Source organism: Kribbella sp. NPDC023855, assembly GCF_040639475.1.
GTDB lineage: Bacteria > Actinomycetota > Actinomycetes > Propionibacteriales > Kribbellaceae > Kribbella.
In genome coordinates this window covers 1-13,899 of record NZ_JBFAAA010000021.1, presented here as the reverse complement: position 1 = coordinate 13,899, position 13,899 = coordinate 1, and the positions used below count along the sequence as shown (strand labels likewise).

The 13,899-nt window shown below is 67.9% G+C and carries 15 protein-coding genes; 7 read left to right on the top strand and 8 right to left on the bottom strand.

Annotated features, from left to right (window positions below):
- Window positions 1-112: 112 nt before the first annotated feature.
- From AB0F51_RS38185 to AB0F51_RS38175, 3 genes are read left to right on the top strand one after another with little or no spacing between them, the layout of a single operon-like run.
- Window positions 113-991: a virginiamycin B lyase gene (locus AB0F51_RS38185; RefSeq protein ID WP_360288481.1), complete on the top strand. Its 879-nt coding sequence runs from the start codon at window positions 113-115 to the stop codon at window positions 989-991.
- A gap of 57 nt (window positions 992-1,048) precedes the next feature.
- The gene (locus AB0F51_RS38180; protein WP_360288479.1) at window positions 1,049-1,969 is read left to right on the top strand and encodes a UbiA family prenyltransferase; all 921 of its coding nucleotides are present in this window, start codon (window positions 1,049-1,051) and stop codon (window positions 1,967-1,969) included.
- A gap of 34 nt (window positions 1,970-2,003) precedes the next feature.
- Complete coding sequence (locus AB0F51_RS38175; RefSeq protein ID WP_360288477.1) at window positions 2,004-2,675, top strand: 2OG-Fe(II) oxygenase; 672 nt, start codon at window positions 2,004-2,006, stop codon at window positions 2,673-2,675.
- Here AB0F51_RS38175 and AB0F51_RS38170 read toward each other — a convergent pair.
- Window positions 2,628-3,116 carry a MarR family transcriptional regulator gene (locus AB0F51_RS38170; RefSeq protein ID WP_360288475.1) on the bottom strand — a complete coding sequence of 163 codons (489 nt, stop codon included), beginning with the start codon at window positions 3,114-3,116 and terminating at the stop codon, window positions 2,628-2,630. The two genes, AB0F51_RS38175 and AB0F51_RS38170, sit on opposite strands and share 48 nt — an antisense overlap.
- Window positions 3,117-3,165: 49 nt before the next feature.
- Between AB0F51_RS38170 and pip the strand changes: the two genes are divergently transcribed.
- Window positions 3,166-4,122 (top strand): prolyl aminopeptidase, encoded by a 957-nt coding sequence (gene pip, locus AB0F51_RS38165; RefSeq protein WP_360288473.1) that lies wholly within the window; start codon window positions 3,166-3,168, stop codon window positions 4,120-4,122.
- Between the two features lie 29 nt (window positions 4,123-4,151).
- On the opposite strand, the gene AB0F51_RS38160 is transcribed toward pip, so the two are convergent.
- Together AB0F51_RS38160 and AB0F51_RS38155 are read right to left on the bottom strand one after the other, a co-directional pair.
- Window positions 4,152-5,822: a heparinase II/III family protein gene (locus tag AB0F51_RS38160; RefSeq protein WP_360288471.1), complete on the bottom strand. Its 1,671-nt coding sequence runs from the start codon at window positions 5,820-5,822 to the stop codon at window positions 4,152-4,154.
- A gap of 363 nt (window positions 5,823-6,185) precedes the next feature.
- Window positions 6,186-7,157, bottom strand: coding sequence for a YafY family protein (locus AB0F51_RS38155; protein WP_360288469.1), 972 nt, complete (start codon window positions 7,155-7,157; stop codon window positions 6,186-6,188).
- 90 nt (window positions 7,158-7,247) lie between these two features.
- Here AB0F51_RS38155 and AB0F51_RS38150 point away from each other — a divergent pair, with 90 nt between their 5' ends.
- Both AB0F51_RS38150 and AB0F51_RS38145 read left to right on the top strand, forming a co-directional pair.
- Complete coding sequence (locus AB0F51_RS38150; RefSeq protein WP_360288467.1) at window positions 7,248-8,222, top strand: ATP-binding cassette domain-containing protein; 975 nt, start codon at window positions 7,248-7,250, stop codon at window positions 8,220-8,222.
- Complete coding sequence (locus AB0F51_RS38145) at window positions 8,219-9,031, top strand: ABC transporter permease (protein WP_360288465.1); 813 nt, start codon at window positions 8,219-8,221, stop codon at window positions 9,029-9,031. The genes AB0F51_RS38150 and AB0F51_RS38145 overlap by 4 nt, the downstream gene beginning before the upstream one ends.
- Window positions 9,032-9,079: 48 nt before the next feature.
- Here the strand turns inward: AB0F51_RS38145 and AB0F51_RS38140 are convergent, their stop codons facing one another.
- The 4 genes from AB0F51_RS38140 to AB0F51_RS38125 form a co-directional block, all read right to left on the bottom strand.
- Entirely contained in the window at window positions 9,080-10,384 is a 1,305-nt protein-coding gene (locus AB0F51_RS38140; RefSeq protein ID WP_360288463.1) for an erythromycin esterase family protein, read from the bottom strand.
- Between the two features lie 97 nt (window positions 10,385-10,481).
- Window positions 10,482-10,919, bottom strand: coding sequence for an SRPBCC family protein (locus tag AB0F51_RS38135; RefSeq protein ID WP_360288461.1), 438 nt, complete (start codon window positions 10,917-10,919; stop codon window positions 10,482-10,484).
- Window positions 10,920-10,951: 32 nt separating this feature from the next.
- Window positions 10,952-11,437 (bottom strand): anthrone oxygenase family protein, encoded by a 486-nt coding sequence (locus AB0F51_RS38130; protein ID WP_360288459.1) that lies wholly within the window; start codon window positions 11,435-11,437, stop codon window positions 10,952-10,954.
- Complete coding sequence (locus AB0F51_RS38125; protein WP_360288457.1) at window positions 11,434-12,282, bottom strand: NAD(P)H-binding protein; 849 nt, start codon at window positions 12,280-12,282, stop codon at window positions 11,434-11,436. Before AB0F51_RS38125 ends, AB0F51_RS38130 begins: the two co-directional genes overlap by 4 nt.
- Before the next feature lie 92 nt (window positions 12,283-12,374).
- Here AB0F51_RS38125 and AB0F51_RS38120 point away from each other — a divergent pair, with 92 nt between their 5' ends.
- Window positions 12,375-13,316: an AraC family transcriptional regulator gene (locus AB0F51_RS38120; RefSeq protein ID WP_360288455.1), complete on the top strand. Its 942-nt coding sequence runs from the start codon at window positions 12,375-12,377 to the stop codon at window positions 13,314-13,316.
- A 3-nt stretch (window positions 13,317-13,319) separates the two neighbouring features.
- Here the strand turns inward: AB0F51_RS38120 and AB0F51_RS38115 are convergent, their stop codons facing one another.
- Window positions 13,320-13,859, bottom strand: coding sequence for a dienelactone hydrolase family protein (locus AB0F51_RS38115; RefSeq protein ID WP_360288453.1), 540 nt, complete (start codon window positions 13,857-13,859; stop codon window positions 13,320-13,322).
- Window positions 13,860-13,899 lie beyond the last annotated feature (40 nt).

Below are 13,899 nucleotides of genomic sequence, written 5' to 3'. Positions count from 1 at the left end.
GTTTCTCTGCGGTTTCACTTGTCCGACTCCGGCCGGGCCGGGAATGTGACAAAGCGGTGGACCGCGGTCCTGCTTGACTGGAGCGCGACTCTCGTGACGAAGGAGAAGAGCCTTGCAGAGCACAGAATTCCCGGTGACCGACAGCACGGAGGGCCCGTACGGCGTGGCGCTGGGTGGCCGGCCCGGCGAGGTGTGGACGACGCTGGTGCACGCCGGTGTGGTGGCGCGGGTCGGCGCCGACGGGCAGGTCGAGCGCTTCGGGCTCGACGCACCCGGGAGCCGGCCGAGCGTGATCGTGCCGGGACCGGACGGTGGCGTGTGGTTCACCCGGAACGGTGACGACCGGATCGGCCGGATCGCGGCCGATGGGACGGTGTCCTCGGTCGAGATGGCGGCGGGCACAGCGCCGTACGGGCTGTGTGTGGGGCCGGACGGTGCGCTGTGGTCCACCTTGATGAACACCGACCAGATCGGCCGGGTCAGCGTCGAGGGTGAGGTGACCGAGTTCGAGATCGGGACGACCGGTGGGTTCCCGTCGATGATCACGGCGGACGACGACGGGCTGTGGCTCCCGCTGAACCAGGGGAACTCGATCGCGCGGATGACGGTCGACGGCGAGGTGCAGCTCTTCCCGTTGCCGACGGCGGCGGCCGGACCGGTGGGGATCAGCGCGGCGCCGGGTGGCGCGTGGTTCACCGAGTTGATGGCCGGGCAGGTCGGGCGGATCGATGCCGACGGCAAGATCGAGGAGTTCCCGCTGCCCGATCGCGAGTCCAAGCCGCACGCTGTGGTGACGACGCCTGACGGTGGCTGCTGGGTGACGTTGTGGGGATCGGGTTCGGTGATCCGGCTGGACTCCGAGGGCGCTGTCGTCGAGGAGGTCGCGCTCGGCGAGGGGTCCGAGCCGCACGGGCTCGCGCTGACCCCTGATGGCGAGGTTTGGGTGGCTCTCGAGACCGGTGTTCTTGCGCACATCCACGCTGGCGAGTGAGCCGATTCACCCGTTGGAGGGACGCCGCTAGGAGGTTGCAGGAGCAGTGTGGATTGCGTGACCACACTGGTGAGGCCGAGAGCAGAAGTCCGCGGGCTGGGCCGGCGGTTGCTGGATGTGGTGGCCGTCGGGCGGCCCGCGTTCTGGGTTGTTTCGGTAGTGCCGTACTACGTGGGCATCCTGCTCGCCACCCATCGCTTGGTACCCGATCCGGCGGACTGGCCGCGACTGGCGATCGGCGCGGTCGTGATGGGTCCGCTGCTCTGGTTGGCGGTGCTGGCGATCAACGACGCGTACGACCTGCCGGGTGACCTGCTGAATCCGCGCAAGTCGAAGTCGCCGCTGCTGGACGGACGCGTGACGCTCCAGGAAGCCAAGCGGCTCGCCGTGGTCGCGGGTCTGGCCTCGATCGCGGTGAGCCTGCTGGTCGGCGCGGTCTTCACCCTCGGCGTGGTCTTTGCACTGGTGCTCGGCTGGGCTTACAGCGTGCCGCCGGTTCGGTTGAAGACCCGCGCCGGGTTCGACGTCGCGGCCAATTCACTTGCCTTGGGCACCTTTGGGCCGCTGGCGGGGTGGGCCGCGGTCGACCCCGATCTCAGCGGGTTTCCGTGGCTGATGGCGTTGCAGGGGACGCTGGCCGCGATCGGGCTCTACCTGCCGACAACACTCGCCGACCTGACGGCCGACCGGGCCGCCGGGTACCGGACGATCGCGGTGCGGCTCGGTGCGAGCGCGACGTACCGGCTGGGGTTCGCGTTCTGGATCGCGGCGGCCGGGCTGTCCGTCGTACTGGCCGCCCTCGACACGGTCATCCCGCGGAGCATGCTCCCCTTGGAGATCGTGATGGTCCCGGTCCTCATCGCCGCATACCGCCGCTTCATCGGCCCCGGCATGACCTTCAGAGGCGTCGTCATCCTCGCCACCCTCTTCCTCCTCCCCTGCGCCACCTTCGCCCTCACCTACACCGGCGTCCTCTGACTCACACAACCGTCTCACTAGCCGTTCCCTCTGCATGGACTGGAGAGAAGAACTCGACGAACACGGCTGCGCGCTGACCCCACCGCTCCTCACCCCCGCACAGTGCGACGAGCTCACCGCCCTGTACGACGAAGTACACCGCTTCCGCTCCACGATCGACATGGCCCGCTACCGCTTCGGCTCAGGCCAGTACCGGTACTTCGACCACCCACTCCCCACCGTCGTCGCCGAATTGCGGGAGCGGTTCTATCCGCAACTCCTCCCGGTCGCTCGCGAATGGGCCACCAAGCTCAACCGGCCGGCGCCGTGGCCGGACACGCTGGAGGAGTGGTTGGACGACTGCCATCGCGCGGGTCAGACGAAGCCCACCCCGATCTTGCTCAAGTACCAAGCGGGCGACTGGAACGCCTTGCACCGTGACCTGTACGGCGATCTCGTGTTCCCTCTGCAGATCGTGATCGGCCTGAACAAGCCGGGTGTCGATCATGAGGGCGGCGAGTTCCTGCTGGTCGAGCAGCGGCCGCGCGCGCAGTCGCGAGGTACCGTCACGATGCTTCCTCAGGGGCAAGGGTTGATCTTCACCACGCGCGATCGGCCGGTGAAGTCGACGCGAGGTTGGTCGGCCGCGCCGGTCCGGCACGGGGTGAGTACGGTCAAATCAGGGGTTCGCCACACCCTCGGTCTTGTCTTTCACGATGCCGCTTGAGCCGATTCGTTGGTGGAAGGGGCGGCGCTCGACGGCCGCGACGACTTCGTCGAGGAGTTGGCCGAGCGGCACCGAGAGCTCCTCGTCCAGCTCGGCGAGCGCGGCGGTGGTGGCTTGCCACTCGGCTTCGATGACCGGAAGGAGGTCGCGCGTCTTCTCGGTGAGGTGCACGATTCGTTGCCGCGCGTCGGCGCCCCGCTCGAGCGTGACGAAGCCCGAACGGTTGAGCTGGGCAACTGTCTGGCTGGCGGCCGAGTGGGTCACGCCGACTGCGGTGGCTAGCGCCCGGATCGACAACGGGCCGTCGGCAACCAGTGTCCGGACGATCGGCGAGAACCGCGGCCGGTACTCCGGCACCCCGAGGTCGACGTACACCTTCGCCACGTCGCCGTCGAGCAGTTCGAGCACGTGCCGTAATCGGGTACCGATCGCGCCTTCCATGGGAGTAATCTAACAGCGCTGTTATATCGCTCGCCGACGGAGGCCCTGGATGTATCCGGAAACTGATCCGCACGACCACGGGATGCTCGACGTCGGCGACGGGCAGCTGGTGTATTGGGAGGTCTGCGGGAATCCCGAGGGCAAGCCCGCAGTGGTGTTGCACGGCGGGCCGGGATCGGGAGCCGGGCCGTTCTGGCGACGGTTCTTCGATCCGGCGAAGCACCGGGTGGTGCTGTTCGACCAGCGCGGATGCGGTCGCAGTACGCCGGACGCCGCCTTGCCGGACGCGGACCTCAGCACCAACACGACCTGGCATCTCGTGGCCGACATCGAGCGGTTGCGCGAACACCTCGGCATCGAGAAGTGGCTTGTCCTCGGCGCTTCGTGGGGCGCGACCCTCGGCTTTGCGTACGCCGAGACGCATCCGTCGGCGGTCTCCGAGATCGTGCTGTTCAGCGTGACGAGTACGACGCCGAGTGAGGTCGAGTGGGTCACTCGCGAGATGGGCCGGATCTTTCCGGCGGAGTGGACGCGCTTCCGGGACGTCGTACCGGTGGAGGAGCGGGACGGGAATCTGGCGCTCGCCTACAGCCGGCTGCTGCACGATCCCGATCCGGCGGTGCGGGACCGGGCGGCTCGGGCTTGGTGCGAATGGGAGGACACGCACGTGGCGACGTACCACGGCTACCGGCCCGACCCGCGGTACGACGACCCGGTTTTCCGGCTGCGGTTCGCGCGACTGGTGTCGCACTACTGGGGTCACTTCGGCTGGATCGAGGACGGCGCGCTGCTCCGCGACGCGGGCAAGCTGGCCGGGATTCCCGGCGTTCTCGTCACCGGTCGGCTAGACATCAGCAGCCCACCGGTGACCGCCTGGCGAATGGCACAGGCCTGGCCGGACGCCGAGCTGCACATCGTCGGAGACGCCGGCCACGGCGCCGGCAAGACCAGCGTCTCCGACCTCGTCCTCGCCGCCACCGACCGCTTCGCCTCGACGGCGCCCTAACCGCAACGTACGGGGGCGGCCCCGAGCACTCAGGACAGGCGGGTGAGGCGGCCGTCCGATGCGACCCGGATGGTCGTCTTCCGGCTGCCCACGGTGAGGTCCAGGAAGAAGTGGGATCCCTGGGTTCGAGTGCTGTAGGCAACGGTTTCTGTCGCGCCGACGGGCGCGATGACGGACAGGATGGAGGCGGTCCTACCGCTGCGGCCGAAGGTGACCACCGGCGCGGGTTCGCGAGGGGTCCTGCCGCTGAAGTACCAGCCCTGCACCGGGTCGGTCTTCCCCTTCTGCACGGTGATCGCGTCGCCGCCCTGGGAATCCTGATAGGGGACCTGGAGCACGTAGGTCTTCGAACGATCGCCCGGCTTGGCCGCGACCGCTGTGGTGGCCGACTGCACCGTCACGTTCTGGTCCGGCGGTAGGTGCCACAGGGTTTCGTAGCGCTGGTCGGTGTCCGATCGCCCGCGGTCCAAGGTGACGATGAGGTCGGGATCCTTCAGCACCAAGACGTCGCGGGTACGGTCGACGCCCTTGGCGGGCTTGTCGGCGAACTGGTAGTACTCCGACCGTGGACCGATCAGTGACTGGGTCAGCTTGGTCTCCGCCCGGACAACCTCGGCGGTCGGAATCGTCATCACGTTGTGCGCGGCCTGACTCCTGACAAAGGTCTGCCACTGGTCACGCTGGTAGCCCGAATGGCCGGGGTCGATCAGAATATCGCGTCCACGCGAGGTGTAGGTGATCGAAGTGTGGTCCTCGTGGCCGTGCAGCTGCCGGGCCGGACCGAACCGGATGCTGTACGTCGACTCCTGCGTGAAGGGCCGGGTCTCGCCCCAGCCGGTCCGCCCGAACACGTACCCCGCATCGAACACAGCCGTCCGCCGCGCCGGCCGGGTACCACGTCGCCCGAGCGTGGCGGCGTACTCCAACGGTGTCCCGGCCACCGCCTGGGGTCGCTGCCGGATCGAGTCCCCGACCTGGGGCAACTCCCCAGCAGACGTCGTCGCCAGCGCGATCCACTCCGCCGCGGCACGTCGGCGTACCTCGATCACGGGCGCCGGGTCGAATCCGCAGCGCCGGAGCGCGGTCACTGCCCGGCCCCACATCTGATAGCTGAACATTGCGTACCCGATGGACTGCTCGTTGGTCGACCCCTGCGGGTCGATCGAGACAGTAATTGCCTCGGTCAAGCGCTTGGCGGCGTGGTCCGTCAGCTCGCTCCGCCCCAGCACGCAGCCGATCCCGAGCAACGCGATGCTCTCGTCGGTACCGTGGTTCCACGGTCCACTCCAGTTCTCGATCAAGAACCTGGAGTGGTCGAGCAACGCCCGGTCCAGCCATTCGTACTCACGCGGGAGCCGCTGGACGCCAAGACCGGACAACACCGCCTGACGGGCACAGATCAGCACGTTCGCGCGATGCATCGTCGACTCCCACGCCCCCACATCACCTTTCCACGAGTACGGATGATCGCGCACCCAGTCACCGATGATGGCCATCACCCGAGTCAGCGCCTGACGGTCTCCGGTAGCGGCCGCGCGAACGCCCTGCCCCAGCCAGCGCAGCGAGTGCAGCCACATGTACCAACTGGGCCTCTTGTACGGATCCGAATGCCAGTCGATGTCACCAGACCCATTACCCACCTGGTAAGGCGGATCGTCACCCCACACATAGGTGTCACGCAACAGCATCTCGACCGGCACACGGGATTCGATTCCACTGAAGCCCGGACACGGATACGCCGACCGGTTCGGGCTCGTCGACGGCGGGACCGTGGTAGCGATGTCTTGTGACGTCGAGCCGGCACCGCCTGTCATCAGAGTGAACCCGCCGACGATGCTGGCAGCACACACCAACGCCCACGCGACAACGACGCCAGCGGCCTTCCAGACTGGCCGTTTCCGATGTGTCGGCACGCACGCCTCACCTTTTCCGCCACGGGGTGTGTATCTCCCACAAGACGGCCGGAAGGGCGCCATTTGTTGTATCGGAGGCAGAACTGATCTTGCCAACTCCAGATACGTCTCCGACCTCGCGCTCGCGCGACCGACCGGCTTCGCTCGGGGTTAGGAGCCGGTGGCGGCGAGGTAGCGGGTGGCTAGGTCTCGGGCTGCTTGTTTGAGTTCGGGCGGGTTGATGAACTCGACATCGGTTTCGAACATGCCGAAGGTGGCTGCCAGGCCGGTCCACGACCAGCCGTTCAAGGTCAGGCGGCAACTGGTGTCGGTGACCTCTTCGACCAAGGCGTCGCGGCCGGCCCAGCGGGCGATGTCGGCAGCCTTCGCCTGAAGGATCGCCGTACCGCGGCAAGGCCATTGATTACGGCCCGTGAAGCGACTCGAGATGTACGTCGACACGTCCTGCGCCGGCAACTCGCGCGGGGTGAAGCGCGGGCCGGTCGGTGTCTTGGGCAACATCCGGTCGACCCGGAAGGTGCGCCAGTCGTTGCGGTCCAGATCCCAGCCGACCAGGTACCAGCGGCCGCCCCACGTCACCAGGTGGTGCGGCTCGACCTTGCGCGGCGGCACCCACTCCTCCTCGTTCGCGCCCGGCGAGGCGTAGTCGAAGCGCAGTACCTCGCGGGCGCGCAGCGCGGAGCCGATCGCGATCAGATGCTCCGAGTCGACCTTGATCCGCCGCGAATCGGCGTACCGGTCGACGGTGGTCACCTGGAGTGCGTCGACGCGTTGCCGCAGGCGCGCGGGCATCACCTGCCGGACCGTGGCGAGTGCGCGCAAGGCGCCCTCCTCGATACCGGTCACTGAGGTCGTCGCGGTCTGCAGCGCGACCGCGACGGCGATCGCCTGGTCGTCGTCGAACAGCAGCGGGGGCAGGTCGGCGCCGGCGTCGAGCCGATAGCCCCCGTCCGGTCCCTTGCTGGCGCGGACCGGGTAGCCGAGGTCTCGCAGCCGGTCCACATCGCGGCGGACCGTTCGCGGGCTCACCTCCAGCCGTTCGGCCAGTAGCGAGCCCGGCCAGTCACGACGGGCCTGCAGCAAGGACAGCAGCGCGAGAAGTCGAGCGGAGGTTTCGGACATGACGTCAGATTGCCACGAGTACAGGCCAGGAGCTGTCCGCTACTCCTGGAAATGTCGTCGATGTCAGAACCAAAACCACAAGGAGACATCGTGATCAGCACCCGAGAGCTCACCAAGGACTTCGTGGTGAACCGCACTGAGACCGTGCACGCGGTCCGCGGCATCAGCCTGGACGTCGAACCGGGCGAGCTGGTCGCCGTCCTCGGCCCGAACGGCGCCGGCAAGACGACCACCCTGCGGATGCTCACCACCTTGATCGCACCGACCTCCGGCACCGCGAAGGTCGCCGGGTACGACGTCACCTCCGACCCGAGTCTGGTCCGCCGGCAGATCGGGTACGTCGGTCAGGGCAACGGCGCAGGCCACTCGCAACGGGTCCGCGACGAGCTCGTCGGCCAGGGCGTGATCTACGGCCTCGACTCCCGCTCGGCGAAGAAGCGGGCCGGGGAACTGCTCGAGTCGCTCGAACTCGCCGACCTGGCCAACCGCAAGGTGTCCGACCTGTCGGGCGGTCAGCGCCGCCGGCTGGATGTCGCGATGGGTCTGGTGCATGCTCCCGGGTTGCTGTTCCTGGACGAGCCGTCGACCGGCCTGGACCCGCAGAACCGGGCCAACCTGTGGGACCACATCCTGCGAATGCGGGAGCAGTACTCGATGACGATCATGCTCACCACGCACTACCTGGACGAGGCCGACTCGATGGCCGAGCGGGTGGTCGTGGTCGACCACGGCGAGGTGATCGCCGACGACACGGCCGACGCGCTGAAGGCCGAGCTGGCGGGTGACCAGCTGATCCTGACCGTTGCTCCTGGCAACCGTACCCGGGTCGCCGAGCTGGCGAAGCAGTTGCCCGGCGCAAAGGATGTTGTTGCCGATGGCGACCAGTTGACCCTACGCGTCGCGGACGGCCCGGCCGCGTTGCCCGAACTCATCGCGGCCAGCCAGCGTTCCGCAGTACCGATTGCCACTGCTCAGGTACGCCGGCCGACGCTCGACGACGTTTTCCTCAATCTCACCGGCCGCAGCCTGCGCGAGGCCGACTCCACCGGAAAGGCCGCAGCATGACCACCCTCACCGTTCCCACCAGCACCCGCCGGACCACCGTTCCCGCGGACCGGAACCTGTTCCGCGACATCTCGATCGTGATGCGGCGCGAGCTCAAGCCTGTCCTGCGCGACCCGTTCACGTTGCTGTTCGGGATGATCCAGCCCCTGGTCTTCCTGGCCCTGTTCGGCCCGCTGCTCGCGGGGTCGCTCGGCGGCTCACTCGACGGCGGCGTCTGGCAGTGGTTCGTACCGTCCATCCTGGTGATGACGACCTTGTTCGGTACGTCCGCGACCGGGGCGAACCTGCTGGCGGAGTTCCAGACCGGCGCGCACGAGCGGATGCTGGTGACGCCGCTGTCCCGGTCGTCGCTGCTGATCGGTCGCGCGCTGAAGGAGATGGTGCCGCTGTTCGGGCAGGCGGTGATCGTGATCGCGGTGATGACCCCGTTCACTTTCGACCTGCACCTGGGCGGCGCGATCGTCGGCCTCGCGTTGCTGGCCGTGTTCGGCATCGGGCTGGGCTCGTTCAGCTACGCGCTGGCGATCGCGGTGCGCAAGCAGGACTGGATGTTCTGGGTGGTGCAGCAGACGTTCCTGTTCCCGCTGATGATCCTGTCCGGGATGCTGCTGCCGCTGGAGAGCGGGCCTGCGTGGATGCGCGCGGCGTCGAAGGTGAACCCGCTGTCCTACCTGGTCGAGGCCGAGCGGACGCTGTTCGCCGGCGACGTCACCTCGACCGCCGTTCTGTGGGGCTGGGTCGCCGGCCTCGTCACCGTCGCGCTCGGTCTGACCGTCGGCATCCGCACCATGCTGCGGTCGGCTGACTGACTCCAACGCAAAGGACCCCGGGGCCGTTGCCCCGGGGTTCCTTGTATGTCAGCGGAGGTGCGCTGCGGAGACCTCGTTGAGGTGAATGAGCACGTCATAGCTGTGAGACAACCGGGTCGGCAGCTCCGGCCACGGGTAGGCGGTGCCGATGTCGCGGGTCAGCCGCGGTACGTCGAGCCAGGCGCGGGTCGCGGCGGGCACTCGGCGCAGGTCGACGAAGTAGTTGCGGTACGGGACCTTGTCGAGGGTGTGCTCGTTGCTGCCCGGCGCGGCCGGCGGCACGGTGAAGACACGGAGCTCGCCAGTGGAGGTGTCATGGGCGTTGAACGAGCCGTGGTCGAAGGAGAAGCCGACGGCCAGGTAATCCCGCCCGAGCTGCTCCCGCAGGAACTGGCCCTGGATCTTCGGGTAGTCCTTCGGCGAGTTCGACTCGAGCGCGATGTGGCCGTTGTGCGCCGACACCATCACCTTCGCCCTCGTCGTACGAGCCCACCAGGCCGTGTTGGCCGCCATCGCCTCGTCGCGGAAGTACATCGCCTTCGGGGTCTCCTGCGGGTTCGCGACGTCGAAGGAGTAGAGCTTCGCGACCTGCCAGATCGCCCGGGCATGCTGCACCGCCCAAGTCCGCTCGGGACCAGCGGGCAACGACTCGACCAGTACGACGGCCCGCCGGGCGGCGGCCTCGATCTTGACCCGCTCGGCCAGCGGCTTCCCGAAGTACGCGTTGCTCCAGGCCTTGTACTCCGCGTCGGAACGGATTCCGGCGTACAGGCTCTTGATCTCGGGGAGCTGTGCCGGGCTGGTCTTGCCGACGTAGTCGATGACCCGGTCGAGCAGGGCAGGGCCGGCGTAGCCGACGTCGTCGCCGACGAAGTGGAGCTTGCGGGCATGGGTGCGGTTGTAGGAACGCATCCACTCGATCAGTGCGAGGTACTCGTCGGCGTTCCAGAACTTGTAGGCGTCCTGGAACTCGCGCCGCATGATCTCGCGCGGATCGCCGACGCCGCTGACGACGTACCGGTCGAGCTCGAGCCCGGTGCTCCAACTGGCTTCCAGGGCGAAGGTCGTGAAGCCCTTCTCCTGCACGAGCGAGCGGAAGATCCGGTGCTTGAGCGTGAAGAACTCACTCGAACTGTGGGTCGCCTCGCCGACACCGACGACCCGGGCGCTTCCGACCATCCTGGCCAGCGGCTTCAGGTCATGCAGACTGCCGCTAGCGTCGGTACTGCGAATCGGGTGCGCCGCCCGGGTCAGCGCAGGCACCGGGTCGGTCGGCGCTGCCGTCGCGGTCACCGTGGACAGGGGTAGCGCCGCCGCGACCAGTAAAGCCGGGGCTGCCAGAAGCCGTTTCATCAAGTCCTCCGGGAGGCTGGGGATCGGATACCCAACTCTTTCCGGATCGGCCCGCCCACCCCATCCCGCTGCCACCCCGATCGAGGTAGCGCAGGCTCTACCTTCCGAGCTTCTCCAGCGCGGTGCGCATGCCTTCTTCGGCCTCGTCGCCGAGCTTCTTGAACTGGCTCTTGAAGAGCGGCTCGATCAGGCGGGTGACGCCCTTGAACTCGAACTCGGCCCGGTAGGTGACCTCGGTGCCCTCGCCGGTACTGCGGAACGTCATCGTGTCGAGCGCGCTGACCGTCTTGTTCTCGCCGCGGAGCTGGAAGACGCGATTGGCCTCCCGCTGCTGGACGACGTACTCGAGCTCGGTCTCCCGGCCGGCGAACGACGAGGTGTTCCGGTACGTCGTACCGGGGCCGCCGTCGCCGTCCACCTTGACCGTGCTGACTGTGCCGGGATCCCACTCGGTCGTCGTCTCGAAGTCGGACAGATAGGCGAAGACACTCTCGACGGACTTGCCCACGGTGACAACGCGCTCAATGGTGATCACCCTCGCCACGCTACCGCCCACCGCAACCGAACTTATGCAGCGCGGTTGGTGTGCAGGGCCAGCGCGAAGGAGATGACTGCGAGGGTGCCGGTGAAGGCTCGGGCGTTGTTGGCGGGGTTCCATTTGGCCAGGTAGTTCAGCCATTCGGCGGCGCCGGCGGCCGAGTGGGGGTCGACCGCGGCGAGCTGGTCGTTGAGGGGGATGTTGATGGCGAAGCTGATGACCATGATGCCGACCAGGTAGAGAGCCGAGCCGGTGAGCAGCCACCACTTGCCCGGGCTGTCCTGGACGAACCCGAGGATCGGGAGCGCCAGACAGATCAGTGCGGTGACCATCAAGACCAGCAGGAACAGCGGGTTCTGGATGCGGACGTTGATCAGGTTCATCGCGACCGCGCCCTGGCCGGCCGGCATTCGCTGCAGCGAGCCCATCACCGCCGTACCGAAGGCGAAGAACAGGCCGGCCATCAGCGCGCTGCCGACCAGGGCCGCGAAGGTGAGGACACGGGTGAGGTTCATGCCGACCACACCCCGGTCTTCGCCGTCTCCCGGGCCCAGTCGGCGAAGTCGCGCGGCTCGCGACCGAGCACCTGCTGGACTCCTTCGGACACGTACTCCGACCGGTGGTTGCGGATCACCGCGAAGAGATCGCGAACCGCCTCCGAGTCCTCAACCGTCTGGCCGTAGCTGACCAGCTCGGCGACGAACTGCTCGGGCTCGAGGTCGACGTAGCGGATCGGCCGGCCGGTGGCCGTCGACAGCTCGTCAGCGACCTCGGCCATCGTCAGCGTGCGCGGCCCGGACAGCGAGTAGGTCTCGCCTGTGTGCCGCTCGTCGAGCATGACCTCCGTCATCACGTCACCGATGTCGTTGGTGTCGATCCACGCCTCGCCGCCGTCGCCGGCCGCGACGCGGATCTCGCCGCCCATGACGTAGTCGTACAGGAAGTCCTCGCTGAAGTTCTGCGCGAACCAGGCCGGCCGGACGATGGTCCAGTCGGCGCCGCTCGCCCTGACCGCGTTCTCCAGTTCGACGCTGCTCTCGTAGACCGCGAAGTCGCGGCCCGGGCTGCCGACGCCACGGCCGGACAGCAGCACCACCCGGCGCAGCCCCTCGGCCGCTGCCTGCTGGATGAACTTGCCGGCCAGCGCCAGCCCGGTCGGACCGACCGGCGGAGCCAGGTACGCCGTGTCGATGCCGGCCACGGCTCCTGCCCAGCTGCTCTCGTCGTACCAGTCGAAGCGCTGCTCGCTCGAGCGGGAGGCCAGCCGGTAGGCGATTCCACGGGCGTCGAGTTGTGCTGCCACGCGGCGGCCGGTCTTGCCCTTGCCGCCGATGATGAGGAAGTTTGGTGTCGTTGTCATGGCTTAAGTTCATCGCGTCCGAGTGAGACAAACCATGGTTGTCCGACGCAGTTTCATGTCTGAGAGTCTCAAACCGAGGTAGGCTGCTGGCCATGGACGTCCTCGATGACCTGCTGGCCGGCACCCGTGCGCGGGGCGGTGTGTTCAACCTGACCATCCTCGATGCGCCCTGGGGTCTGCACATCGTCGACGAGGCACCGCTCGCGCTGGCGACGCTGGTCAAGGGCTCGGCCTGGATCATGCGGGACGGCCACGAACCAGTGCGGATGGAGGAGGGCGACGTCGCCGTCCTGTCCGGCACCGATCCGTACGTCGTCGCCGACCAGCCCGACACCGTGCCCAACCTGCGGATCCACCCCGGCGGCATCTGCGAACCCTTGCCTGGAGCCCCTGTCGACTACAGCGCGCGGCTCGGCGTACGGACCTACGGCGCCCGTCCGGAGGGCGAGGCGATGGTTGTCAGCGGCACCTATCAGCTCGAAGGAGATGTCAGTCGCCGGCTGCTCACCGCGCTCCCGCCGGTCCTGGTGGTTCCGGCCGCGGACGTCGCCGGTCACGTGATGGACCTGGTGCTCGGCGAGATCCAGCGCGACGAGCCTGGTCAGCAATCGGTGCTGGACCGGTGGCTCGATCTCGCGCTGATCACCACCTTGCGCGCCTGGTTCGCCCGGCCCGAGTCGCACGCACCGGGCTGGTACCAGGCGCAAAGCGATCCGGTCGTCGGCCTCGCGCTGCGTCTACTGCACGAGGAGCCCGCGTATCCGTGGAGCGTCGTCGAGCTCGCCAATCGCACTGGCGTCTCCCGGGCCAGCCTGGCCAGGCGGTTCACCGGTCTGGTCGGCGAGGCGCCGATGGCCTACCTGACCGGCTGGCGGATCACGCTCGCCGCGGACTTGTTGCGCGAGACAACGGACACGGTCGAGTCGATCGCCCGCAAGGTCGGCTACGCCAACGCGTTCGCACTGAGCGTCGCGTTCAAACGTGTCCGCGGTACCAGCCCGACCGCTCACCGGCGAGCGAGCACGGCTGCCTGACGCTCAGGCGGTGGTGACCTCGATGAACGCGAGCGCCTGCGGCCAGGACACCCGGAAGGCGTCGGCGTTGACCGCCTTGTCGTGCCGGGCCCGATCCGAGAAGCCGTGGTCGGCGCCCGGATAGAACTGCGTGACGGTCGCGCCGGTGTCCCTGCTCTGCAACGCGGTCTGCAGCGCTTCGAAGTCAGCAACCGGTACTGCGGCGTCGGCGCTCGGGTAGATCACCATCACCGGCGCGGTGATCCCGACGGAGTCCGCGATGGCGTCGTACGAGTGGTTCGGCCGGAGCTCCGACGGCACCGTCGGGTGGTACACGACCACGTTCGCCAGCCGGTGTTCCCTTGCCGCCAGCAACAAGGCGAACCGGCCGCCGAGGCACCATCCGATCACGCCTACCTTGGTGCAGCCGAGCTCACCGACCAGGTGCTCGAGCAACGCAGCCTGCTCAGTGAGCGCCGTGTCGTCGTCCAGCTTCCCGACCAGCTCGCCTAGTGTCCTGAGTCGGAAGTTGCTGCAGCAGCTCCGGTGTCCAGGTGCGTGCATCGCAAGGCGGAGAAGCGTGCTCGATGCGCAGCATCGAGCA